Consider the following 26790-nt stretch of genomic DNA (forward strand, 5'->3'; position numbering starts at 1 on the left):
GTACTCGAAAAGATGAAATTCAGTGAAAAGTGGTTGAGAGAGTGGGTTAATCCAGACATTTCTACGCAACAATTATCCGAACAACTTAGTATGGCAGGTCTTGAAGTTGATGGCCTCGACCCAGTGGCTGGTGAATTTTCTGGCGTTGTCGTAGGTGAAGTTGTTGAATGTGGTCAGCATCCAAATGCAGATAAGTTAAGAGTCACCAAAATTAATATCGGCCAAGATGAACTAATTGATATTGTTTGTGGAGCACCTAATTGTCGAAAAGGTATTAAAGTTGCCGTCGCAACGGTAGGCGCTGTATTACCTGGTGACTTTAAAATTAAAAAAGCGAAATTACGTGGTGAGCCTTCTTTTGGCATGCTATGTAGTTTTTCTGAGTTAGGAATTAGTGAAGATCACGACGGTATTATTGAACTTCCGTTGGATGCGCCTGTTGGGGTGGATATCCGAGAATATCTCACTTTGGATGACGTCAGCATTGAAGTCGATCTGACGCCAAACCGTGCGGATTGCCTGGGTATTCGAGGTTTAGCTCGTGAAGTTGGCGTGTTAAATCAAGTTGAAGTTACAGCACCTCAAATTGAGAGCGTGAACACAGAAATTGAAGATATCCGCGATATTCAGTTGGTTGCTCCTGAGGGGTGCCCACGCTATCTAGGGCGGGTATTAAAAAACATCAATATTGATGCTGAATCGCCATTGTGGATGCAAGAAAAGTTAAGACGAAGCGGTATTAGAAGCATTGACCCTGTTGTTGATGTCACTAACTATGTTTTACTTGAGCTTGGCCATCCAATGCATGCTTTTGACAACGATAAGCTCGATGGTGACATTGTCGTAAGATTTGCAAATGCGGAAGAGCCACTTACCTTATTAGACGGTAATGAAATCGCGCTGAAATCTAATACCTTAGTTATTGCAGATCAGCGTAGGGCATTGGCTATGGCAGGAATTTTTGGTGGGTTAGAATCTGGAGTGACGGCGTCGTCTAAGAATATCTTCTTAGAAAGCGCATTTTTTGCTCCTGATGCGATTATGGGTAAAGCACGTCAATATGGCCTGCATACTGATGCATCACATCGCTATGAACGTGGCGTTGACCCTCAATTGCAACGCGTTGCTATGGAACGTGCAACACAGCTTTTATTGGATATCGTGGGCGGCGAGGCAGGACCAATTACCGAGTCTGTTAGTCAGGAACACTTACCGAAAGAAAAGAGTATCGAACTTAGAGCAACGCGCTTAACTCGATTACTCGGTATCCATGTAGACGAAGCGAAAGTGACCGATATCCTTACGCGATTGGGGTTGAAAGTAAGTTTTTCAGGCAATGCTTGGACGGTGGACGTTCCGGCCTACCGTTTTGATATCAGTATTGAAGAAGATTTAATTGAAGAAGTTGCAAGAGTCTACGGATACAACAGTATTCCAACCATAGCGCCAACCGCTAAACTAAAAATGTCTGTTCATCAGGAACAAAACCTGACTTTAGACAGACTAAAACAAACAATGGTAGAACGTGATTACCAAGAAGCGATAACTTACTCGTTTGTGGATCCTAAAGCACAAAGTGCATTGTTCCCGGACATGTTAGGTATGCAATTGCCGCATCCTATATCTGCTGATATGTCTGTTATGCGTGTGAGTTTGTGGACCGGGCTTTTGCAATCAGTATCTTATAATCAAAAGCGCCAACAAAGTCGTGTTAGATTATTCGAAACTGGATTGCGCTTTGTACCTGACTCGGCTGAAAAAACCGGCGTTCGCCAAGAAATGGTTATCGGCGGGGTTATTTGTGGAAATCGCAATAATGAACATTGGACGATGGAAGATCGAAGCGTTGACTTCTATGATATAAAAGCTGATGTAGAGGCGTTATTACAAACGACGTCCAACTACTCGGAATTTAGTTTCAAGGCGGCGCAACATTCAGCACTTCATCCTGGACAATGTGCACAAATTTATCGTGGTCAAGAATTGGTTGGTTTTGTGGGTGCTGTTCATCCTAAATTTGCAAAAGTGTTAGGGTTAAACGGCAAAACATTCGTTTTTGAACTAGATTTTAATGCTATTGGTCGCAAAAAATTGCCTATTGCTCAAGAAATTTCAAAATTTCCTGCTAATAGACGTGACATTGCTATCGTTGTAGAGGAAGATAAAGTTGTAGGCGAAATATTATCTTACATTGAAAAATTTGGCGGAAATCAATTAGTTGGCCTAAACTTATTCGATGTATATAGAGGAAAGGGAATAGAGGCCGGTTATAAAAGCTTGGCAATCTCTCTTACTTTACAGGACCAAACAAGAACGCTTGAAGAAAACGAGATTCAAGCGGTAGTTGAAGACATTCTGTCCCAGTTAGCAGAAAAGTTCGGGGCATCATTGAGGGATTGACTGTATGGCGTTAACTAAAGCCGAAATGGCAGAACATTTATTTGAAAAATTGGGAATTAATAAACGGGATGCTAAAGATCTTGTAGAGTCATTTTTTGAAGAAGTAAGAGAAGCATTGGAAGCCGGTGAGCAAGTTAAGTTGTCCGGTTTCGGAAACTTCGATTTACGCGAAAAAAATGAGCGTCCTGGGCGAAACCCTAAAACTGGAGAGGATATTCCGATTAAAGCGCGCAGAGTAGTGACCTTTAGACCAGGTCAAAAGCTCAAAAGTCGCGTCGAGAATACAGAACCGACAAACTCCTAATGTTAATGTCACACATCCTTAAATTAGGATGTGTGTTTTTGCATTGACGCCGGCCCGATCTAGCAATAGGTCGGATTGCTGCTTGTTAGCATTCAAACTTCAGGTTTAGCGCAAACTTTTATGAGCAACAAAACTTTATTAGTCGTAGCATTAATTATTGGCGTGATTGCAGCATTATTTGTGTTTAATCAACCTTCTTATGAATTGTCCGGTACCGACGGTTCAATTCAAGGCCAGCCAGATTCTATCCCCCAATATTCTTATACCGATATTCTCAATAACGATGAATTTAAACTGGGAATGCAACAGGCGGTAGAAAACAATGATGTTGAATTGGCCAAAGAACTTCAACAAAAAGCGTTAGAGATTGCCCACGCAGCTAATTTGCCCGAATCAGAGATTAATTTGTTATCAGGTGAAAACGGCCTAAGATTTATGGGGTTTTTAGCTAGTCGTCAGTTGTTTGTGGAAAAATTTCAGCAACATTACCTATCATTTAAAGATATTGAGCAATTAAAACTAGACTACCCAGAAGCCTATGATTTGTTTGAACGCTCGGATAAATTAATTGAACTAAGAGATGATCAAATTCAACAATTAGCTGAAGCGTTAGCGGGTGAATCAGGTGACGTTGACCTTCACATACATGAAGCGAAAGAGCAGTGGAAAACTCGTCTGAATAGTATTGAGTGAATTACATAAGTAAATTGTTAATAAATGAATAGTTTATAAGGATATTTAGTCGGTATGGAACGTCCAAAAGTAAACGTCGCTATAATTTTTTTGACTTTTTGCCTAGTCAGTTGTGGTGGCAGCAGCAGCGGGGATAGCTCTGACCTGAAGCCCGAAACTCAAAAGTTTACAACCACCTTAAAATGGGTTGCTCCAACAAATAGAATTGGTGGTGAACCGCTCTCATCAAATGAAATAGCTGGCTATAAAATTTATGTTGGTTCATCAAAAGACGACCTTAAACTTAAAGCAACTATATCTGACCCTTACACCCTAGATTTTAAGGTTATCGACCTTACGAAAGGTATCTACTATTTTGCAATAACAACTTATGATGATCAGGGATTAGAAAGTACTTTATCAAATGTAATTCGTAGAGAGTTTTGATAAATGTTTATACTCAGGAATTGTCATTTAATATTCTGTGTTTTCTTAGGTATTTTTCAATCATGTTATGTCTATGCAAATTCTGCAGATGAACTTTGGGAGCAATATAAAAGCGAAGGTGCAATTAATAGTAATTTACCTGACTTTTCTCATGCTGGATTTTTCTTAAGGGATAATCAAAATGATAGTGCTGAGTGGGACGTTTATAATATTCTCGAATTTGGTGCTATTCCAGATGATAATGAAGATGATCATCATGCAATTCAACAAGCTATAGATAGTGCTAGCAATAATGGTGGAGGCATAGTTTTCATTCCAGAAGGAAAGTACCAAATTAGTGGGGGGGCGAAAGAAGGCACAATCAAAATTAGTTCATCCAATATTATTTTAAAAGGTGAAATAAAGGATGGAAAGAATGCTTCAGTTATTTATCTAAAAAATCCAAGCAATGGCCAAGAGTTAGGATTATTAGGGGAAAGTACAACGGATTTGCGAAGTATTGCTGCACTGGCTATTGAAGGGGAAGCTAACGATTTTGTTTTAACTACTTTCGATAATTTGGATTATCCTCGAGGGAGTAGAATAATATCCGTAAACGATACATCAAATATACGTCCAAACCAAAATATTAGAATTCGATTAACCGATCCGTTAATTGATACAGAAAACCCCAGCAAAGACAATATCGATCTTGTTAAGTTATTGACCCATCCGTTTGATTATTCAGATGAAGAAATTAAAACCTTTGGGCAGTATGGAAAGAATGTTGAGTATATAACTAAGGTTAGAAGGGTAATTGATGACAGTAATATTGAACTGTATCAACCGCTGCGTTTTGATCATTTAAGCCGATACTCGCCAACAATCTTAAAGTTTGAGGGCATATCAAATGTTGGTGTAGAAAATCTGACATTTGAAAGTGCTTGGCAAGGTCAATATGTTCACCATCAACCTTTTCCAATCGATGCCGTAGACGAATCCTCTATTATTCGCACTGTTACAGAGCAGGATTATGGGTGGGTAGCTATTTGGGGTATTTGGATTGCGGATAGTTGGATTAATAATGTTGTTTTGGATAATTTCACGCAAAATATAATAGTCTCCAATAGCGCTTTCATTGATGTTCAGAACTTGCAACTTAAGGGAAGTGGAGGACATGCGGGGTTAACTTATTCTAGTGCTTATAATATTTTGACTACGGACATTAAGTTTGAAGGGCGTTATGCTCACCCTGTTTCTATTAGAGCTTGGACATCCGGTTGTGTTTTTAGTGATTTAAACATCGTAGACAGCGCATTTAATGACTTCGATCGCACCGGTCCATTTATTGATTTTCATGGCCTTTTTCCATACGAAAATTTATTTGAAAAAATGCGAGGGTTTTATGTTCATTCAGGTGGGGATTCTGATGTAATGCCGCATTCTGGAGTAAGAAATACTCTTTGGAATATCGAATCACCAGAAGTCATTGATCGCTTTCCTTATGCTTCGAATGAACTATTTAACACCGCAGCCACTAGCAGAAGTAACATGTATAAATACTACCCCTCTTCATTTGTCGTGGGAGTTTATGGCAAAAATAATCTGCAATTAAAAATTAACAGTAGTTCAGAGGATAGGGCGGACGATTTCATGATTATTAATAACTTAAACAGTCGTGATATTCCGTTTCAATCTCTCTACGAAAAACAGTTAGAGCACTCTAAAAGCAACTTTCCAATGCCGCCTCAATCTCCGATTTTACTTGAGTAAAAGAGGGCTAGGGTTATTTTAAGTCAAGGGTTTGATGCAAATCCTCTTTAATGAAACACCAAGCAACGGCAGAGATTAACAGGCAAACCCCGCAAACCACAAACAACATATCTTTGTTATCTACCTGATTAATATACTTACCAATGCCTAAACTTGAGACAAGTTGTGGCAGTACCACCGATAGATTAAATAAGCCCATAAATAAGCCCATTTTAGCGGCATTCACTTTTTGCGACATAATCGCAAAAGGCAAACTGATTGTAGATGCCCAACCAATACCTAAAAATGCCATCATGACATAAATGCTGAACTTGTTATCACCCATTTGAGACAATACAAAATACGCTAATGCCATGGACGCAATGCAATAGGTATGGACTTTCACCCGCCCTAACTTTTTAGCCAGCGGTTCAAGTAATAAAGCAGGTAAAATCGCCGAAACGACGCTTAATATCAAAAAGCCCGCGCTGATCACTTGTCCTGTTTGGTTGTCGCTTAATTCAGGAAGATTTTGCTTAATAAAACCTATTATATAAATAAACATTGATTGCACACCCAGCCAAGTAAAAGCGTGCGCCGCTAACACTTTTTTAAAGCCTTGCTCACTCGTACCATCGGGATTTTGATGCTCTTTGACGATTAATGTTTTGATAATTAATCCAAGGGTAACGATCAAACAAATTGCTTCAACCCAATAGTGCTCAACATCAATTCCTGCCATTTTAATGATAAAGGCGTATACCGAATACAGAATAAATCCCCAAAGGGGTTCAATTATTTTACAACCATTCCAAAAGCCTAATTTTTGATTGGGAGTTGAGGGATCTGAATGTTCCAATGTCGGTGATTCAGTGATAAATAGAGGTGGGATAATCGACATAACCAACACTAGCCCGACACCAATGTATATCAGCGCATAGTTGTTCCAGAAGGTTCCTATTACATAGGCCAGAACGCCGAACGAACCAGAGACCGTCTGCATCCAAGTGTAGCCCTTCGTGCGTTCATGACCTTTGGGGGTGACATCTGCTATAACTGAACGAGTGGGATTAAAACTAATGTTAATTGAAAGGTCTAAAGTCAACGCAATGAGAACGGCAATTCCTAAAATAGCTTCTACATTTAGCGCTGAAGAAATAATACCAATGTTCGGCAATGCCAGTAGACTTAGAGCAGCTAACACACCACCGATAATTATAAATGGTCTCCTGCGCCCCCCCCAAAACCAAATGTTATCGCTAATCGCACCAATAATGACTTGACCTAATATGCCTGCAATAGGTCCCGCAGCCCATACGAAGCCAACATCATGTAAATCTAATCCGTATTGTGTGGTCAATAACCAACTGAGGGCAGCAATTTGCACTGATAAGGCAAACCCCATGGCACTTGCGGGTAGACTAAGTAGAGTATAAAAACCGTTAGTTAGATTTTTCTGGAACGCTAGCATGCTATTCTCTTGTTCTTATTGTTTACAACAAACTTCAGTATTAACATTATTGTAACGTAAGCGTTTTGGATTTATCGCATACATACGTATGCATAACTGCAATCAATATAAAAATGCCCATTTAGTGAAGAGTCGGTGTTTTTCACTTTAGTTATGTTATTCATTCTTATATAGTTTTAACTATCGACTAAACCAATGATGAGAGCTTGATGGGACCCATAATGTTAGATGTCTCCGGGTACGAGATTACGCCTGTAGAAAAAGACATCTTAGATCATCCGCTAGTGGGTGGAATTATTCTATTTTCACGTAACTATCACGACCAAAAACAATTACGAGAGCTGGTTAAAGAGCTACGAAAGAACGCACGAAATGATGTACTTATTGCCGTCGATCATGAAGGGGGCAGGGTACAACGATTCCGCGAGGGGTTTAGTGCCATTCCTGCCATGGGGGCTTTATGCATAGAAGAAGCAAAAGTAACCGAAAACGTTCGCAACCAAGCTAAGACGTTTGGTTGGTTAATGGCAGCGGAATTGCTGGCATTCGATATTGATATCAGCTTTGCTCCTGTACTCGATATACACGGTGTATCTGACGTTATTGGGGATCGCAGTTTTCATCAAAATCCAGAAAAAATTGTTTTATTGGCAAGTGCTTTTATTGAAGGAATGCACAGTGCTGGAATGAAATGTACTGGAAAACATTTTCCTGGTCACGGCAATGTTAAAGAAGACTCTCATATCGCGTTACCCGTTGATAAGCGAAGCAAAGACGAGATATTTCAATTGGATATGGAAATCTTTAGTAAATTACAAGGTCAAGGTATGCTCGATGCAGTCATGCCTGCTCATGTAATCTATCCCGCTGTAGATGATTTGCCGGCTGGTTTTTCAGAAATTTGGGTTAATCAGATATTACGCCAGCAACTCGGATTTAACGGTGTGGTATTTACTGATGATTTATCAATGCAAGGAGCCGCTCATTTAGGATCTTTTACTGAGCGTGCAAAAGCTGGATTAAGAGCCGGTTGTGACATGACGTTGGTATGTAATCATCCTAAAGGTGCAGCTGAAGTATTAGATGGCTTACCTACTGATTATGCGCCTACAGGAAGAGTCAAAGCCATGCGAAAAGGGGCGTTTTCGGATTTCACTAGCTTAAAAAAGACCGAACAATATCAGCAAGCAATTAGGCTGCTTGGAAAATTTAGTGAAAATTAATTATTCCGTGATTGGCGGTGCGCTTTTACTCTCAATAATTGTTTATTTAGGTTTGAATGTTTATTTTGAACAAACACATACTATTGCGATCACCGCTTCGATAACGTTATTCATTGCTACTTTATGGGTAACCGAAGCGTTACCCATACCCGCTACTTCACTCATACCTTTTTTTGCGTTTCCGATGGCGGGAGTTATTACACATAAAGAGGCGGCTTCCGCACTTGGAAGTCACGTGATTTTATTGTTGATGGGCGCGTTTATGCTGTCTAAATCAATAGAAAGATCTAATGTACACAATCGGCTGGCACTTTATATGATTCGAATTACCGGAAGTCATAGTCCACGTCGTCTAGTGTTAGGCTTTATGTTGACCGCGGCAATTCTTAGTATGTGGATTTCTAATACTGCCACTACCTTAATGTTACTTCCGATTGTGTTGGCTATCGTTCCGCATATTAAACAACAAAAAATCGTAGTGGCCTTGCTATTAGGTATCGCATATTCCGCAAGTCTAGGTGGCGTTGGAACGCCAATTGGTACACCACCGAATATCATTTTCATGAGTGTCTATTCTGAAGTGCAGGGACAAGAAATAGATTTTTTAAAGTGGATGAAAACAGGGATCCCCGTAGTGGTAATAGCCATCCCGTTAATGGCAATTTGGTTAACTCGTGGCCTGAAAACCATGGATGACTGCCATTTACCTAAGGTGGGTATTTGGCAGACAGCTGAAAGACGTGTTTTGCTGGTGTTTGCATTTATTGCTTTGGCTTGGATTCTTAGACCTTATTGGACTAATTGGTTTAACATGCCATTTGTAGGCGATAGCACAATTGCACTTTTTGGTGTGGTGCTAATGTTCCTTGTTCCCAATGGTAAAAAGGATAAACATGGCAAGACAGAAACCCTTTTAGACTGGCCCACCGCAAATGATATACCTTGGGGAATGTTACTCCTTTTTGCTGGGGGGATATGTATTGCTAAAGCATTTACCGCATCTGGATTAACTGAAGTAATGGGTGGTTGGTTGCAGGGATTGTCTGAATTACCTGTGCCATTATTAGTGTTATCCATTTGTCTGTTTGTGACATTTTTAACTGAAATAACGTCTAATACTGCAACTGCGACCTTGTTGATGCCCGTGTTAGCTACTGCGGGAATAGCAGCAGGAATCGATCCTGCATTATTAATGATGCCTGCCGCGATGAGTGCGAGTTGTGCATTTATGTTACCTGTCGCTACAGCGCCTAATGCAATCGTTTATGGTACTGGTAAATTTAGTATCCGCACCATGGCCAAAGAAGGGGTGGTATTAAATCTCATTGCTGCGCTAGTAATTACCGGAGTCACAATCGTCACTTTCTAAGTTGATTTGAGTCTATTTCTGGTCTTTATATCTTGGCTAAACTTTAACGTCTTCGATGAGATAGTGTTGGTTAACCGCTCTGGCGATGACAAATAAATAATCAGATAACCGATTTAAGTAATGCAAACAAACATCCGGTACCTGATGGTGTTGAAGCAATGCAACCATGCGTCTTTCCGCTCGTCTTGCCACCGTTCTGCATACCTGAGCTTGTGCCGCTATTGTATGTCCTCCAGGTAAAATAAAATGCGTTTGCGGGGGCAAATCTGCTTGTAGTGAGTCAATCGCTTGTTCGAGTTGGATGACATCATCTGCGGTTAATGATGTGCTGGCTGAAATAGCAAAGCCAATTTGAAATAGATGCTTTTGAATTTCGGTTAACAGCTCCATTTGTTGGGTGATAACAGAACATTTGCTATAACTAATTAAAAGCCCGATGTTGGCATTTAGCTCATCTAAGCTACCATAACATTCTAAAATATCGTCATTTTTGTGCAAACGAATCACTTCGTCTGCATATACTTGGGTTTTGCCTGAATCGCCAGATTTTGTATATATTTTCAAATTTATTGCTCATCAGTTGCGGTGTCATCGAACGAAGCCGGTAAATCGTATCGTCTAATCTGCATAATCATGCCAAACATTGGGTGATCAAAATAATGGACCTGTTGACTAATAACGCGACGTAATTGACTGAAAGGATAACTTTGTAATCTATCGGGAGTAGGCAGTTCAGTCTGCACTTGTTTCTCTGAAGCTTGCTCTCTTAAATACAATGGAGTGTCAAATACCGGTGCACGAAAATCCAAATTACTGTCGATGTGCAAATATGGCGTACGTTGAATATAACGTAGAAACACTTTGATATTACCGTCAAGCTCCCAAATATCTTCGAGCATGTCAGGATTCGAAGTCTGATCAGTGTGGACTTCTTCTACAGGATTTTTCACCGATTGCTTTTTGAACACATAACTGTCATCAGCTAACGCCAGTTTTATTTGTTCAATTAAATCTGGTTTGTTGATTGTTTGCTCATCCGAGCTGGCGTCTATAGCCGATAACGGGGCAATTTTATTTGGAGTTATTTCAACAGGGTTAATTGAGTCTTTTGCTAGCTGTTCGACTTTTTTATAACCATCTAAATTAAATTCTTTCCCATAATTTTTACCAGCAAATATATGCATCGGTAAGCCTTTATCTTGCCCAAATAAGGTTTGTTGACGCCAGCCCAAATGCAGCATGGTCGATAACCCTCTTTGGCGGTTAATGTCCTTCGCTAACTGACTAAGTTGTAAACTCTCTTGAGACAACAACTGAGTGCTACGTAAACCAGGTTTTTCCACTTGGCTTATTTGCGTGGGTACTTTTTCGATAAAAGGATGAATAGGCGTTTCATTCGGCAATCGACACAAAAATTTCTCTGGCAAATCAACCGGCGCTAACAAAAATTGTTGTTGCCATATTTCTAAATAAATTGACGATTCGTTTGCTTCAACCAGTGTTTCTTGTTGTAACGGTAAATCTTCCGATAACTGGGTGAATTGTTCTTTATCAAAGGGCGTAAATAAACCGAACGAATCCTCTAAAATAACACTTGAACTAAGCTGTTTCTTTTCTTTAGCAAAACATAGCGGCAATCCAATGAAAGTCCCGTGCAAATCTGGATACAGGTAGGCATGCAAGTTTTTAAATGCGGCCTGATTTGTCACTAAATCGAGTTTTTCGGGGAATTTTTCAACAATTGATGCGGGATCAATATTGCGTTTGTAAACGATTAATTCGATATCAAACCACCATTCTTTCTCTTGACTAATTGCGCCAAAACTCACACTAAGTAATATTAACCAGACAAGCTTAGCCCGTATGGCTAATAAACTCGGCACTAGTGGATTGCATGAAATGCGTGAAATTACAGAATTCTTCATGCGGCTTTTACCTGTCGACTAAAATCATTTAATAAGTTTTCAATAACATCTATACTATTTTTGGCAGAATCATTGTTTATAATCACTTTCAATTTTTCTGGGCCTTCTAATTTAAATTTATTTGGCTTGGTTTGGATTAAACGAATAATGTAGCCAGGCTCTACTTTTGTCGAGTCAGAGAACTCGATAACTGCGCCTTTGACAGTTGCATCGATTTTGTTTATCCCAACTTTTTTGGCCTGCAGTTTTAATTCCGCTATACGCACCAAGTTTTTGGCTGAGTCTGGCAATAAACCAAACCTGTCGATTAATTCAATTTGAAATTCTTTTATTTCAGTGAGATTTTTACATCCCGCCAGCTTTTTGTACAAGGATAATCTGGTGTTCACATCTGCGATATAATCTTCTGGCAACAAAGCCGGAATGCGAAGATCAATTTCTGTATGGGCAGATAAAGCTGCATCCAGACTTGGCTCTTTACCTGCTTTTAATGCCTCAACCGCCTGTTCTAGCATATCCATATACAAGGAGAAGCCTACCGTCGCTATTTGACCGGATTGATCATCCCCCAATAGTTCACCCGCACCACGAATTTCTAAATCATGTGTGGCAAGCGCAAAACCAGCGCCGAGATCTTCTAAGTTTGCAATTGCATCTAAACGCTTTTTAGCATCTTTGGTCATGCGTTTAGGGTGAGGCGTTAATAAATAAGCATAGGCTTGGTGATGCGAACGACCAACACGACCACGTAACTGATGCAGTTGTGCCAATCCTAAATGATCTGCTCTGTCCATGATAATGGTATTTGCTGAAGGGACATCTATACCGGTTTCAATGATTGTAGTGCACACTAATACATTAAAGCGTTGATGATAAAACTCGCTCATTACGCGTTCTAATTCGCGTTCGCGCATCTGACCGTGTCCAATACCAATTCGGGCTTCAGGCACAATTTCAGCAATCTCAGCAGCTGTTTTTTCAATACTATCTACTTCATTGTGCAAGAAATACACTTGTCCACCCCGCAATATTTCACGCATGATAGCTTCTCGTAGTAAATCTTTGCTACGCTGATGAACAAAGGTTTTAATTGCCAAACGTTTGGCTGGTGGCGTAGCAATAATCGAAAGGTCACGCATGCCACTTAATGCCATATTTAGTGTTCTTGGAATTGGTGTGGCAGTCAGGGTTAGAATATCCACATCAGATCGCAACGCTTTGAACTTCTCTTTTTGACGTACACCGAAGCGATGCTCTTCGTCAATGATAACAAGACCTAGATCGTGATATTTCACGTCGTCTTGTAATAACTTGTGTGTGCCAATCACAATATCTACTTTGCCATTGGCAATCCCTTCAATTACTTGTTTTTGGTCCTTTCCGGTAACAAATCTCGAAAGCACCTCTATACGAAATGGACAATTGGCAAAGCGATCTTTAAAGTTTTCATAATGTTGTTGGGCAAGCAGGGTAGTAGGCACCAAAATTGTAACTTGTTTTCCTTGATTGGCGGCCAAAAACGCGGCACGCATAGCCACTTCTGTTTTACCAAAACCGACGTCTCCGCATACCAGCCTATCCATTGCGTTAGGGCTTCCCATATCCTGAATTACCGCGTTAATTGCCTGTAATTGATCGTCAGTTTCTTCAAATGGAAAGCTATCTGCAAATGCCTGATATTCCGGCCAATCAATTTTATAGGCAAAACCGGGCTTGGCAGCTCTTCGAGCATATACATCTAACAACTGCGCTGCCACATCACGCACTTTTTCAGCGGCTTTTTTACGCGCTTTGCTCCATGCATCTGAACCCAAATTGTGCAATGGCGCATGATCTAAATCGCCACCGCTGTAGCGACTGATAAGGTGCAGTGAAGCAACAGGTACGTACAACTTAGCTTCTTTGGCGTATTGAATGGTGAGGTACTCAGTGGTTAAGCCGCCGGCGTCTAAGGTTTGTAATCCTAAAAAGCGACCTACACCATGTTCTAAATGCACAACTGGTTGACCTTGGGTGAGTTCCGCTAAGTTACGAATTACCGCACTTTCATCGGTAGCTTGGCGCTTTTCACGCAGTCGCCGTTGACTAATTTTATGTCCCAGCAGTTGGGTTTCAGTGATAAGCGCTAGTTCGCAATCAGTTTCTAACAGTTGAAAGCTATTTTCAGCCAACCCGATTGCGATGCCAATGGGTTCATCACTGGATAAAAAAGCATGGATATTTTCAAACGCTTTAACCGGTATTTGTGCTTTTTGCAAAATATCTAAAAGGCTTTCACGACGTCCTTGAGATTCGGCACAAAATAAAATTTTCATGCCTTTTTTCTGCCAGTTTTTAACCGATTCTTTCAAACTTGTCCAAGGAACTTTATGCTGGTGTTTAATCGCAATTTCACCTATGGCTTCTGTGGCAAAATTGATGCGACCGGCTTTTTCTTCCAATGGCTGGGCAGACAAGTTGATTCTTGGCCATTGCTTAAAACCAGCAAATAATTCTTCGTAACGCTGAAATATTTGTTGAGGGGCCAACAAAGGCCGTGCTGGATTATACCTGTGCTGTTCGTAACGTTCAGTCAAGTCTGTCCAATAGAACTCACAAGCAGAGGCAAGATCACCCGCGGTCATGATTAACGTGTTAGGGTGCAAATAATCAAATAAGGTGGCGGTGTGATCAAAAAATAACGGCAAATAATATTCAATGCCACCGGGCATGATGCCTTTACTAACTTGGTAATAGATGGACTCTTTACTGTTGTTAGCTTCAAACGTATCTAAGTAGTTCTGTTTAAAACGTTTTAATGCTTCCTGATCGGTAGGAAACTCTCTTGCCGGTAATAGGTTTATTTCGTCAACCTTGTCACCGGAGCGCTGATTGTCAGGATCAAAGTGACGAATAGAGTCCACTTGATCATCAAACATATCGATACGAAACGGTTCAGTACTTCCCATCGGATAAAGATCGATAATACTACCGCGAATACTAAACTCACCGTGTCCCATGACTTGATTTACATGTTGGTAACCGGATTTATTTAAATTGAGTCTAAATTCATCAATATTGAGGGTTTGGCCCGTTTTTAGAATGAGTAAGTAGAGACCTAAAAAGTCCACTGGCGGCATTCTAAGTAACAGGGTATTTACGGGAACGATAAAAACACAGCGCTTATTCTGAGTTAGCTCATATAAGGTTTCTAAACGCTGTGAAATGATATCCTGATGGGGAGAAAAGGTATCGTAAGGTAAGGTTTCCCAATCTGGTAGAAGTTTAACTTCCAATTCATTTTTACCTGCACCGGCCATAAAAAAATGCAGTTCTTTTTCAAGTTTTAACGCGCTAGGCGTATCTGCTGTTACCAATAAGGTTGAACCGGGATTTCGTTTAGCAGCATTGGCAATTGCCAATGATAAACTGCTGCCGTGCATATTTCCCCAATGGCTTGTATTGCCAGCTTTTTGCGGTAATTCAGGGTTGAAAATACTTATCGTCATTAATTTGAATCATTGTTTTGTTGTTTAGAGCGAGCGCGAAGTTGAATGGTTTGCATGTGTAAACTGGCTCTTACCAGTAACTCTTGGTCTTCTTCACGAATACGGCTAAATAGTAAGTATATATGGTAATCATCATCTACTTTTTCTGATTTGATGACTTCTGAAAAGCAATATACTGCCGCAGACTCTTCTGTTAAAAATATTTTGAGCTCTACAATGCTACCATCTTCTAACGGAGCATCGCTTTTAAGAACCAATCCACCACCACCAAACTCCACCGACTGATAGCGATGTTGCGGATCATCTTGTTGCTGCAAAATGAATGACATCATCAAATCGAGCTTCTTGTTTTGATGGTTAAGAAAGTCAGTTAAATCTTGCGCGTGTTCACCAAGATTGCGCAAAGGGCGAAGGGCTTGTGCATCGATGCTAGACATCTCTGATGCCATTTTGAAAGCATAAGGCATTTGACTCACTAAGTCGTCTAAACTGGGAAGTTGAAAACCATCAGCTACGGGGATCATATTGACATTGAGTTGATGCTTAATAGTAAAAAACTCATGAAATTGCGCCATTTTTTGTTCCAAGCTTAGTGGATCCATGTTTTCCCCGATAGATAACGCTCGCCGCGTGTTTTATATTTAGTTCGCCCAATCAATTAAACTATAAAGATTCCAAAAGTCTCTGCTTATAGTTTACCAAAGTGAACCTGTTTTGTTTCTTGTTTAGCGGATATCAAACACGTATTATGCCAGCTTATCATTCACAATGAATAGCCAAAACGAAGTTTATTGTGCGTAAAAATTATCGTCTCACTCAATTCCCCAGAAGGCTTAGTGTTTAAATATGTCTTATCCCGTTTCCACATTTATCGGCCTTAGATACGCAAAAGCCAGCAAAAGTAGCCACTTTATCGCGTTTATTAATTTGTTTTCCGTAGTTGGTATTGCATTAGGCCTAATCGCATTAATTACTGTTTCTTCTGTGATGAACGGATTTGAATTGCAGTTAAAAACGCGGATGTTAGGAATTACACCTCATATTGTAGCCGATACTCGTGAATTACCCCCTCAACAGATTGAAGCTATAGGTGAGATAAAAGGGGTTCAAGCTATTTCCGGTATTATCGAAAGTGAAGCTATTGTGCAATCGAGACGCGGCATTCAAGGTGTACTGCTTCACGGTGTTGATCCTGAATTTATGCAGCAACATTCAATCGTGTCAGAAAATATGATGATAGGGCAGTTTAACAAACTCCAAGCTGGACAATATAACATCATTATAGGGCGGGCTTTGGCGAGCAAGTTAAATATCCGTCCTGGCGAACAGATCCGATTGATTTCTGCCGGAGCTAGTTCGTTTTCGCCGATGGGGAGAATGCCGAGTCAGCGCCTATTTAATGTGGTAGGACTGTTTGATTTAGCGTCCCAATTGGATGACAAAGTGGTGTATGTGAACATTGCAGATAACGCTAAGTTATTAAGAAAATCAGAAGATAAATTGCGACAAACGCGCTTATTTTTAGACGATGCCTTTGAATATCAACAGATTGTGAAGCAAATACAGGTGCCCACGGTAGATTGGCGTTTTCGACAGGGACCGTTGTTCGATGCGGTTAAAATGGAAAAGAATATGATGTCGCTGATGTTGCTACTGATTATTGCGGTTGCTGCATTTAATATCGTTTCAGCTTTGGTGATGATAGTGACGGAAAAGCAAGGTGATATTGCGATTTTGCGCACCCAGGGAATGCGAGGCTCTAGCATTATTTCTATTTTCTTAATTAATGGTTTATACAATGGAATCAAAGGGACTTTTTTTGGTTTAGTGCTAGGTTTGATTTTAGTTTCCCAGCTAAATACTATTTTGAATTTTTTAGGCTTGCCTATCGCAGTAGGTGATGGGCAAGGCTTACCAATCGACATCCAATGGCAACAGATAATATTCTTGGTGGTGTTGTCCATTGGTCTATGCTTTATCGCGACGCTTTATCCAGCTTACAGAGCCCTTAAGGTGCGACCTGCCGAAGCCTTAAAATATGAATAGTCAGTAAATTGTCGGGTTTTTCTCAACACTTTATGGATTGCTTTCGCTATAATTGGCATAACTTAGAAAAAGTCTCTATCACTCTATAATTAAAACACAAACGAGTATTTGTAAATAAGGTTATTTAATGCAAAAAACGTATATTACCGCCCAACAATTGTTGGAAGATTCCTTTCGTTTAGCCGCTAAAGTGTATCAAGACGGTTTTCGCCCGCAATTTATCGTGGGCATTTGGCGCGGTGGTGCGCCTATTGGCATCGCCGTTCAGGAATACTTTGATTATAAAAAAGTAGAAACAGATCATATTGCTGTGCGTACTTCTTCATATTACGGTATTGATAAACAGTCTAAAGAAATTAAAGTGCACGGTCTGCATTATTTAATTGAAAATGCGAATGCCAGTGATGGATTATTAATAGTTGATGACGTGTTTGATTCGGGGCGCAGTGTTAACGCACTTATCGAACAAATCAAAAAACTTTCACGCTTAAACATGCCTGAAGATATTCGGGTAGCTTGTCCGTACTACAAACCAGCCAATAACAAAACTCAGATGGTACCTGATTATTTTATTCACGAAAGTGACGAATGGTTAGTATTTCCTCATGAAATCTCTGGTTTAACACCCGATGAAATCATTGAAGGAAAGTCTGATTTGAAAAATGTGCATGACATTTTGTTTGATGAATAATTAATTTGTTGAGTGTTAAGGGCGGAATTATCCGCCCTTTTTTTATACCTTAAGAAGTCAGGATAAGCGTTATTTACCGTGTAAATAGTGTTTATCGTAAAAGGTATAGACCCAAGTCGGTTTGTAAATAACCAATATCGTCATTGTCCAACCGTTGAGCATTCCTTCTGACATCAAAAGCAACGGAATTAACAACAAATAAGAGTCATAAATTGTATCGCCACTGTAAATCCCATCAGCATAATAATAACCCGACAACAGCAACATTTTGACAGCGATCATGGCTGCACCGGCCAGAAACGCGCAAACGAATACATACATGAAGAAGTGACGGGGTAATTTGTGAAATGAGAAGTTGTAGATTAGGTAGCTAATCACGATTGGAATACTAATTCCTAATACCCCATTGATACCAAACATAGCCCAACTGTCATAGCCTGCTACGGTTGATACTAGCAATGTACAAAACCCACTTATCAAAGCCCAGCGTAAGCCAAGCAGCAGTGTCATGGCTGTTAGCCATAAAAAGTGCACGTCTAATCCTGGCTCTATACCTACCCGAAACAACCACAATCCGAATACGGAAACAGACGAACCTAACACCAAATGTTGCAGTTTTTTATTTTGGCGAAACTGATTGAAGGAAATCCGTGTTAATACAAACACTATTCCGGCTAGGTAAATAATCCAAGCCGTACCTTGCATAAATGTTATCTCAAACATTTAAAACTCGTAGCTTGACCAAATTGGGGCGTGATCAGACGGTTTTTCGATGCCCCTAAGTTCATAATCTATGCCGGCATCTTTTAAATATTTATGTAAACCAGGCGTGGAAAGAATTAAATCTATACGCAATCCGCGGTTATCATTAAAGCCTTTTGAACGGTAGTCAAACCAGCTATATTGCTCAGTTTGTTCTGGGTACAAGGCTCTAAATCCGTCGTGGAATCCCCAGTTAATTAATGTATTTAGCCATTCGCGTTCTTCAGGCAAGAAGCTACATTTTCCAGTTCTTAACCATCGTTTACGATTTTCCTCACCAATACCTATATCCAAATCTGTGTGTGAAATATTAACATCACCCATCACTACTACATTTTCTTCAGGCGAATGATTATCGTCTAAGTAACCCATCAAATCGCGATAAAACTTGCGTTTGGCCGGATACTTGGTTTCATGTTTTTCACTTTCCCCCTGCGGAAAATATCCATTTAATACTCTTACACTTTCGCCGTTAGGCAAGGGGTAGGTGACCATGATCATACGGCGCTGAGCATCTTCCTCATCAGAAGGAAACCCATATTGAACATCGGTAGGGAGTTCTTTGCATAACATAGCTACGCCATAGTGACTTTTTTGACCATGGTAGTACACGTGATAGCCCAACGCGGCAACGTCGTCTAATGGAAATTGATCGTTGTGTACTTTAATTTCTTGCAGCCCAATCACATCGGGTTGGTGTTTTTCAATTAATGCTTGCAATTGATGCAGGCGGGCGCGCACGCCATTGATATTAAATGACACAAATTTCATAAGTTTCTCAGCAACTAAATTTTGCCGCTGATTCTAACAAACAAAATTGCGTGTGTTGACCTTTTAGAACGAAAAAATCATGGAGAGGAAATATCTAAAGTTAGGATTTCTATTTGCTGCATTTACTTTAAACGCGCTAACATGCGTGAAATTGAATAACGCTAAAAAAGCCTAAGGACGTCGTGTGCTGCATCTGATTCAGTCAAATAAAATGGAAGTATTACAGGCTGATTTATTGCATCGATTGTCTCAAAACGTATCTCAGCAGAGTGATTTAGCCTCATTATTAACACCTGAAACCATCATTGTGCAAAGCCCCGGCATGGCCCAATGGCTTAAAATTGCGATTGCACATAACTTGGGGGTTGCGGCAAATATACAATTCCCATTGCCCTCAAGCTTTATTTGGCAGCAATACAAAAGTTTCTTTAACGATCTACCTGAAACCTCAGCATTCACTAAACCTAATATGGTGTGGAAGCTCATGCATATTTTGCAGCGTTTTCTTGATAGGCCTGAATTTTCCGAAATTAATTTATATTTAAATGGGGATAGGGGGCTTAAATACTACCAACTTTGTCAAAAAATTGCGGACGTATTTGACCAATATCAAGTCTATCGCCCTGAGTGGATCAATAATTGGGAAACAGGTGCCAATAGTATCGACGATAGGGATATCACTTCCCATCCGTGGCAACCTGTTTTATGGCGTGCGCTGGTGGAGATTAGCAAAAAGCTGAATGAATCGGTTTATCACCGGGCTAACTTGCATGCGCAATTAATTCAACGCATTGGACAAGGCAAGCCCAAAGGGCTACAAAAACCGTTATATGTGTTTGGTATTTCTACCTTGCCCCAGCAGCAACTAGATGTATTCGAAGCCCTCGCACAACACCGAGACGTTTTTCTATTTTGGTGTAATCCCAGCCAACATTTTTGGGCAGATATTGTCGATCAAAATACGTTAAGTCGGCAGAAATTGCAGGACAAAAATGTTGATTCTGACCGAAGTGCTTTGTTTGATATTGGCAACCCGTTACTCGCCAGTTGGGGAAAACCTGGGCGGGACTATTTAGAAATGTTATTAGCCAGCAGCGCTGAATCACAGGATCTATTTATCGACCAGCAACCAGACAGTATATTGGCATGGCTACAGCACGAAATTTATGATTTAACCATGCGCAATACAGTGCCTCCTATCAGCGCTAATGAGCTATTAAGCAATGGGGATTTACATCCTAAAATAGAAATTGCAGAGCGCGATACCTCGTTGCAATTTCATAGCTGTCATTCAAAAGTCAGGGAGTTGGAAGTACTACATGATCACTTGCTCGAGCAATTTACAATCAATCCGGATTTAAAGCCTGCCGATATAGTTGTGATGATGCCAGACGTCGCGGCTTACGCGCCTTTTATTGATGGGGTATTTGGTAGTGCAGAAGCTGAACTATTTATCCCTTATGGCATCTCCGATCGTAATGCTGCTCAAGAGTCACATGTTCTTGAAAGTTTTATTAGTTTGCTCAATTTACATCAAAGTCGTATTAATCTTTCCGAACTCTTGGCATTTTTAGAAATTCCAGCAATACAAAAGCGATTTGAACTCAGCGCTAATGAATATGAAGATATACGTGATTGGTTGATTGAAGTTGGTTTTCGTTGGGGATTGAGTGGTACTGATAAGGCGCGCTGGACGGTGCCAGAAGAGTCACAAAATACGCTGATTTTTGCGTTACAACGTTTGTTATCTGGTTATGCAATGAAAGGGGAAATGTTAGAAGTACAAGGAGATCCAAATCAAGCCTTTATTGCGCCATTTGAAAATATTGAAGGACAACGTGCAATTGCACTCGGCAAATTATATGACTTTGCGTTGTTAATGCAGGACATATTGTCGTTTTGTTTATCTGATGACATCCTGCAAAACAAAGTGGAAAAGAGCTTAGCCTACATAGATCGCGTTTACATCGTGGATGAAAATGAGCAGGTTTATCTGAATCAATTACGCCAAGCATTAGAGAGTATTCAAGTGCATACTCAGCAATTTAATTCAGATGTGTGTCAGGACGTGTTTGTCGCTGAATTGCAGCAGCGCTTGCAAGATAAAGGCGTCGGTCAGCGATTTCTTGCGGGAAAAGTGAATTTTTGTACTCTAATGCCAATGCGTAGTATTCCTTTTAAACTAGTCTGCCTATTAGGTATGAATGATCAGGACTATCCGCGTCAAACCGTGCCCATTGGTTTTGACTTGATGCGTGAGGCGCAAAGTCGTCGAGGCGATCGTTCAAGAAGAATGGATGATAGGTACTTGTTTCTAGAGGCTATTTTATCAGCCCGTCAGCAATTGTACGTAAGTTATTTAGGCAATAGCAGTCGCGACAATTCCGAGCGCAACCCCTCTATTTTAGTAACAGAGCTTTTAGATTATTGTAAGCAGGTATTTTGCGTAGAAAATACCTTACATTTGCCAGTCGCGGAAACAGAAGATAAGTTACAAAATCACTTGCTGCAATTACATGGACTACAACCATTTTCAAAGCAGTATTTTGATGAATCGAGCCGAATTCGAAGTTTTCAACAAATATGGCTAAATGTGTTGAATTCACACATGAGTGAGCCGTTAAACAGCACTTTTTTCAGTCAACCTTTAAATGCACAAAGCGAAGAACATTCGTCCTTGATAGAGGTTGATGATTTGCTCGCCTTTTATCAAAATCCAGCAAAATTCTTTTTTCGTCAACGCTGGCGATTGAGTTTATCCGTGTACTTTAATGAGCTTGCTGATGAAGAGCCCTTTGAAATTGATCAATTAATGCGTTATCAATTAAACGAAGTGCTACTGGACCAATTCTTACAACATTCTTCAGATGAACACACTTTTCAGCAGCAGTTTTATGACAGCTGTCATGCTCAAGGAAAATTACCTACAGGACATGCAGGCTCACTTAGTTTTGAACACATTTGGCAGGCGTCTGAAAGTTTAAGAGAACAGCTTTTGCAAAGCGTCAAAAATACACCAGCAAGTTTGATCGAAATCGATTTGAAACTAGTCAATGGCAATATACAAGGTTGGATTAAGCAAGTTTATGGCACAGATTTAGTTTTGTTTCGAGCCGGAAAATTGCGCGGCAAAGACATCATGGAATTATGGCTTAAGTGGCTATGTTTTTGCGCTATTTCTGAGCGCAATAATGGGGTCGCGCGCTACTTAACGCTTGATAAGCCTTTTGAGTTAATGGTTGTTCCCCAAGCTCAAGCAATTCAATATTTAGAAATGCTAATAACTATTTTTAAGAATGGTGAAAACCAACCTCCTCTGTTTTTTGCAAATACGGCTAAAAAATGGGTGGAAACACAAGATATCGACAAGACCTTGGCTGAGTTTAACGGCACCGATTTTAATTCTGGAGAGGGGCAGGAAACCAATATTCAACGTATATGCCCAGATTTGTCCGCCCAATTTACTGAATTCGCGTTAATTAGCGATACGGTTTTTGCACCTATCTTCGAATACAAGGTAGCGAAATGAATCAATTAGATACTTACTCTTACCCGCTCTATGGGGCATCGTTAATCGAAGCAAGTGCAGGGACGGGTAAAACTTATACCATCGTGAATTTGTATTTAAGGCTGTTGTTAGGTCATCAGTGTTCTGAATTACATTCATCTTTAACAGATAATCGTGCAGGTTTAGGGGTTGACCAAATTTTAGTGGTTACCTTTACTAATGCTGCAACAGCAGAACTTAAACAACGTATTCAGCGTCGTCTTCACCGCGCATATTTAGATTTTTATCAGCAGCGTAGCGATGACAGTTTTATCCAGAAATTAATTGATGATACAGACAATCTTGAACTTGCTGCCGAAACGCTGTTATTAGCCTCTAGGCAAATGGACGAAGCTGCGATTTTTACTATTCACGGTTTTAGTCAGCGGATGCTGTCAGAGCATGCATTTGCCAGTGGCAGTGTTTTTGATGAGCAATTAGAATTGGATCAATCCAAATGGGTGCAGCAAGCTGTCGAAGATTACTGGCGCAGCCACATTGTCCCGCAGCCAAAAGTGATGTTGCATTATATTCGTAGTTTATGGACAAGCCCGGTAGCGTTGCAAAAAACCATAGATGGTGTTCTAGAACGAGAGTTCGTTGCTTATAAAACAACCTCTCTTTCGCAGGCTAGCGAACAGCTCGAACAATTCATTAAAAGTACTCAGCAACTAAAACATTGGTGGCTCACACAAAACGTTTCTTCACGGTTGCAGGAAGCTAAGCTCAAAGGAAACACCAAACTCGGTAAAAGCGATATTTATCGTAAGATGGACACGTTTTGTCAAAGTGAATCTGTTATATGTCCATTTGATAATGGTTGGCTAGATTGGTTTCCAGAGAAAGTTGAAAAAGCCAGATCAAAGAATAGCGCAGAGTTAACCGATTTAAATTTTGAAATTTTTGAGATAGTTGAAGAGCAACGAAGCGTATTCTTAACAACACTCAAAATTGCTGTTCAAAATGAAGCTTTACGGCAAGTGAAACAAAATTTAGATGCGTTTAAGACACGTACGAGTAAATTGTCACCTAACGACTTGCTAACTCGTTTAAATGACGGCTTGCTAGGTAAAAATGGCGCAACACTATCTAAACTCATTCGTGAACAATTTCCAGCTGCGATGATAGATGAATTTCAGGACACTGATCATTACCAACTGAGTGTTTTTAGCCAAGTTTATCCTTTGCAACAAAATACCAAAGCTAATTATTCATTGATAATGATTGGTGATCCGAAACAAGCTATTTATGGATTTCGTGGTGCTGATATCTACACTTACATTCAGGCCAAACAACAAGTCAGTAAGGACAAGCAGTTTACCCTAGCGACTAATTGGCGTTCACAAAAGGCTTTAGTCGATGCGGTTAATCATTTGTTTGATAACAGCGAAAATGGCTTTTTGTTTGAACGAGACATTCCGTTTCATCCGGTGAATGCTGCCTCCCCAAACACATTTTTAGAATTAAACCAACAGCGGGTGGCCAGTCTAACGTTTTGTCACTTGCAGGCAGATAAGAATGTTATTGCTATAAAAGATGCCAAGGTTAATTTGGCAGGGCATGTTGCCAATATTATTGTTGGGTTATTGCAAAACGCTACATTATTAAACGATGATGATGCTAATAGTCGCTCGCAAAAAGTGCTAGCAAAAGATTGCTGTGTACTGGTCAAAGATAGAACAGAAGCGAATGTAGTCAAACAAGCGTTAGCAGCTCGCGGTGTCGATAGTGTTTTTCTTGTCCGACATAGCGTTTATGCGACCGAGATCGCACTGGATTTGTATCGATTGCTTGATGCCTTGGTAAACCCTACAGATGAAAGGCGACTGAAAGCTGCTCTTAGTAGTGAACTTATGTGTTTCACCGCGATGCAATTAGATCAGCTATTTAGTAGTGAATCGGAATGGCAAACAACGGTCGATTTGTTTGTAGAGTGGCAAATAAAATGGCAACGTTTTGGCATAATGATGGTGTTGAATCAAATTATGCAGCATTTCGACCTATTTTCTGGACTGATGCTGCATTTTAGCGACGGATTGCGACGTCTGACAGATCTTCGCCATTTAATTGAAATGCTACAACAGCAAAGTTTAATAACGCCCGGTGACAGTCAGTTACTGTATTGGTTTGGACAGCAAATACAACAACCGGATCATAATAATGAAGCACACCAATTGCGCTTAGAAACGGATGGTAATTTGGTTCAAATTATAACTATCCATGCGTCGAAAGGTCTTGAGTTCCCATATGTTTTCATCCCATTTGGTTGTGCCTACAGATTAGCGTCAGAAGCCATTTTTCATAATGAGGATATGGAATTAATCCTCGATTTTGAGAATAACTCAAAGAATCTGGAACAAGCAGATTATGAACGGCTAGCCGAAGATACACGTTTATTGTATGTAGCACTTACGCGTGCCGTATATAATTGTTTTGTGGGTGTGTGGAATCCGGCCTTGGGAAGGAGCCAGTCGCAATCTGGATTATATCAAACTGCCCTGGGAAAACTATTATCAAGGGCAGACTTTGAACCTTGTGATCGATTGATTAGTGAGCAGATCCAACAGTTGCAATTGCAAGCTGATATCGATTATCAAACGTTGTTACCCGAACCAGAAATTTTGCATTATCACACGCCCGAAACGAGTGAATCAGCTACTTTTTCGATTAAACCATTTAATACACAAATTGATGGTACTTGGCGAATTACCAGTTATTCAGCCATCGCTCGCAACCAGTTTTTGGTGGAGCATGAACAACCTGGTACGGATGAACAGGAAACGCCAAATCATTTGGATGCGTTGTCTTCAGATCAAACTGTGAGTCTGGTGGGTGAGTCCCAGCCAGATAACCTGAGCCGATTTGAATTTACCCGTGGTGCACAAGCAGGTTCATTTTTACATGGTGTGTTAGAAAATATTGACTTTCAAAAACCTGACCAACTATCTCAAGTCATTGCCCAACAAAGTGCTTGGTTTGGCATTGATGAAAAATGGCACAATACCGTCGCAGTTTGGTTGCAAGACGTGCTCGCAGCAAGCATTGAGATACCACACGTACAAACCGCAAATAATCGATTTAGCTTGGCGTCATTAACTGCGCAACAGGTTTGCCCCGAAATGGAGTTCCACTTACCGTTACAAACCGTACAGGCAAAGCCATTTAATCAATTAATAAACGGTGTGTTCAAAACCAGTAAACGGCAATATCAGTTTTCTCAATTGCATGGATTATTAAAAGGCTTTATTGATTTAACCTTCTGTTTAGATGGGCGATTCTATGTGGCGGATTATAAATCCAACTATTTAGGTCCGGATTTTTCAGATTATAGTCAAGACAAAATGCAGTTAGCTATGATAGAGCATGACTATCATCTTCAGTCATTGCTTTATATTTTAGCCCTGCATCGCTTTTTAAAAAGCAAGCTAGAAGATTATGATTATGATCAACATGTGGGCGGTGCTTATTATTGGTTTTTACGTGGTATGTCTGCTCATCAAGAAGGCAATGGCATTTACTTCTTTAAACCTGATAGAGAGGTGATTGAATCACTGGATGCTTTGTTTATGGGAGAAAATATAACGTCAAAAGAGGTAAAAAGTACGGGTCAGGAGCAGATGGATTTATGGTAACCGGACTACTTGATAAACACTTTTTAGAATCCTGTGAACAACAAATGATCAGGTTAGGTTTTACTGCTTTGGATCGTGCTTTTGCCAGCTTTATTTATCAGCAAGAAAATCAACACAAAGATAAACTAGCATTACTTGCTGGCATTATCAGCCAACGATTAGGTCAACAACATAGCTGTTTAAATTTGTCTGAATTAGATTCTTTGCAACTTCGCTTGCTTGGTTTTTCTAACATACAAGATGTAATCAATACAATTCATGCTAGCCATAGTATTGCGCTTGCCGACGCGGACAAAAAAATAAACCGATAA

Annotated in this window: 19 protein-coding genes; 12 read left to right on the forward strand and 7 right to left on the reverse strand. The window is 40.2% G+C overall.

Going from position 1 to position 26790, the window contains the following annotated elements:
* Positions 1-12: 12 nt before the first annotated feature.
* The 5 genes from pheT to GLIP_RS07430 all read left to right on the forward strand — a co-directional run bounded on the left by pheT (position 13) and on the right by GLIP_RS07430 (position 5575).
* Positions 13-2400 carry a phenylalanine--tRNA ligase subunit beta gene (gene pheT, locus GLIP_RS07410; RefSeq protein ID WP_008843982.1) on the forward strand — a complete coding sequence of 796 codons (2388 nt, stop codon included), beginning with the start codon at positions 13-15 and terminating at the stop codon, positions 2398-2400.
* Positions 2401-2404: 4 nt separating this feature from the next.
* Positions 2405-2704, forward strand: coding sequence for an integration host factor subunit alpha (ihfA, locus tag GLIP_RS07415; RefSeq protein WP_008843983.1), 300 nt, complete (start codon positions 2405-2407; stop codon positions 2702-2704).
* Positions 2705-2824: 120 nt separating this feature from the next.
* Positions 2825-3397 (forward strand): hypothetical protein, encoded by a 573-nt coding sequence (locus GLIP_RS07420; protein WP_153886294.1) that lies wholly within the window; start codon positions 2825-2827, stop codon positions 3395-3397.
* A gap of 54 nt (positions 3398-3451) precedes the next feature.
* Positions 3452-3823: a hypothetical protein gene (locus GLIP_RS07425; RefSeq protein ID WP_008843985.1), complete on the forward strand. Its 372-nt coding sequence runs from the start codon at positions 3452-3454 to the stop codon at positions 3821-3823.
* A 3-nt stretch (positions 3824-3826) separates the two neighbouring features.
* A complete protein-coding gene (locus tag GLIP_RS07430) occupies positions 3827-5575 on the forward strand; it encodes a glycosyl hydrolase family 28-related protein (protein ID WP_008843986.1) in 1749 nt (582 codons plus the stop codon).
* 13 nt (positions 5576-5588) lie between these two features.
* Here GLIP_RS07430 and GLIP_RS07435 read toward each other — a convergent pair whose 3' ends face one another.
* Entirely contained in the window at positions 5589-7025 is a 1437-nt protein-coding gene (locus GLIP_RS07435; protein WP_008843987.1) for an MFS transporter, read from the reverse strand.
* Between the two features lie 221 nt (positions 7026-7246).
* Here GLIP_RS07435 and nagZ point away from each other — a divergent pair, with 221 nt between their 5' ends.
* Together nagZ and GLIP_RS07445 are read left to right on the forward strand one after the other, a co-directional pair.
* Positions 7247-8248, forward strand: coding sequence for a beta-N-acetylhexosaminidase (gene nagZ, locus GLIP_RS07440; RefSeq protein WP_008843988.1), 1002 nt, complete (start codon positions 7247-7249; stop codon positions 8246-8248).
* Entirely contained in the window at positions 8238-9617 is a 1380-nt protein-coding gene (locus GLIP_RS07445) for an SLC13 family permease (RefSeq protein ID WP_008843989.1), read from the forward strand. Before nagZ ends, GLIP_RS07445 begins: the two co-directional genes overlap by 11 nt.
* A gap of 36 nt (positions 9618-9653) precedes the next feature.
* Here the strand turns inward: GLIP_RS07445 and GLIP_RS07450 are convergent, their stop codons facing one another.
* Genes GLIP_RS07450 through GLIP_RS07465 form a run of 4 tightly spaced genes read right to left on the reverse strand, consistent with a single transcriptional unit; the run spans position 9654 to position 15632 of the window.
* On the reverse strand, positions 9654-10181 hold the full coding sequence (locus GLIP_RS07450; protein WP_008843990.1) for a cob(I)yrinic acid a,c-diamide adenosyltransferase: 528 nt from the start codon (positions 10179-10181) through the stop codon (positions 9654-9656).
* Between the two features lie 2 nt (positions 10182-10183).
* Entirely contained in the window at positions 10184-11542 is a 1359-nt protein-coding gene (locus GLIP_RS07455) for a CsiV family protein (protein ID WP_008843991.1), read from the reverse strand.
* On the reverse strand, positions 11539-15030 hold the full coding sequence (mfd, locus tag GLIP_RS07460) for a transcription-repair coupling factor (RefSeq protein ID WP_008843992.1): 3492 nt from the start codon (positions 15028-15030) through the stop codon (positions 11539-11541). The genes GLIP_RS07455 and mfd overlap by 4 nt, the downstream gene beginning before the upstream one ends.
* The gene (locus tag GLIP_RS07465; RefSeq protein ID WP_008843993.1) at positions 15030-15632 is read right to left on the reverse strand and encodes a PilZ domain-containing protein; all 603 of its coding nucleotides are present in this window, start codon (positions 15630-15632) and stop codon (positions 15030-15032) included. Before GLIP_RS07465 ends, mfd begins: the two co-directional genes overlap by 1 nt.
* A 244-nt stretch (positions 15633-15876) precedes the next feature.
* Here GLIP_RS07465 and GLIP_RS07470 point away from each other — a divergent pair, with 244 nt between their 5' ends.
* Together GLIP_RS07470 and GLIP_RS07475 are read left to right on the forward strand one after the other, a co-directional pair.
* Entirely contained in the window at positions 15877-17076 is a 1200-nt protein-coding gene (locus GLIP_RS07470) for a lipoprotein-releasing ABC transporter permease subunit (protein WP_008843994.1), read from the forward strand.
* A 127-nt stretch (positions 17077-17203) separates the two neighbouring features.
* Entirely contained in the window at positions 17204-17767 is a 564-nt protein-coding gene (locus GLIP_RS07475; RefSeq protein WP_008843995.1) for a phosphoribosyltransferase, read from the forward strand.
* Between the two features lie 69 nt (positions 17768-17836).
* Here GLIP_RS07475 and GLIP_RS07480 read toward each other — a convergent pair whose 3' ends face one another.
* Both GLIP_RS07480 and xthA read right to left on the reverse strand, forming a co-directional pair.
* Positions 17837-18490 carry an energy-coupling factor ABC transporter permease gene (locus GLIP_RS07480; protein ID WP_008843996.1) on the reverse strand — a complete coding sequence of 218 codons (654 nt, stop codon included), beginning with the start codon at positions 18488-18490 and terminating at the stop codon, positions 17837-17839.
* Positions 18491-19300, reverse strand: a complete 810-nt coding sequence (gene xthA / locus GLIP_RS07485; protein WP_008843997.1) for an exodeoxyribonuclease III — start codon at positions 19298-19300, stop codon at positions 18491-18493.
* A 184-nt stretch (positions 19301-19484) separates the two neighbouring features.
* On the opposite strand from xthA, the gene recC reads away from it, so the two are divergent.
* Genes recC through GLIP_RS21370 form a run of 3 tightly spaced genes read left to right on the forward strand, consistent with a single transcriptional unit; the run spans position 19485 to position 26790 of the window.
* Positions 19485-22829, forward strand: coding sequence for an exodeoxyribonuclease V subunit gamma (gene recC / locus GLIP_RS07490; RefSeq protein ID WP_008843998.1), 3345 nt, complete (start codon positions 19485-19487; stop codon positions 22827-22829).
* Positions 22826-26479 carry an exodeoxyribonuclease V subunit beta gene (gene recB / locus GLIP_RS07495; RefSeq protein ID WP_008843999.1) on the forward strand — a complete coding sequence of 1218 codons (3654 nt, stop codon included), beginning with the start codon at positions 22826-22828 and terminating at the stop codon, positions 26477-26479. The genes recC and recB overlap by 4 nt, the downstream gene beginning before the upstream one ends.
* A complete protein-coding gene (locus GLIP_RS21370) occupies positions 26473-26790 on the forward strand; it encodes a hypothetical protein (RefSeq protein WP_008844000.1) in 318 nt (105 codons plus the stop codon). Before recB ends, GLIP_RS21370 begins: the two co-directional genes overlap by 7 nt.

The sequence above is a fragment of the Aliiglaciecola lipolytica E3 genome, assembly GCF_000314975.1.
Taxonomy (GTDB): Bacteria; Pseudomonadota; Gammaproteobacteria; order Enterobacterales; family Alteromonadaceae; genus Aliiglaciecola; species Aliiglaciecola lipolytica.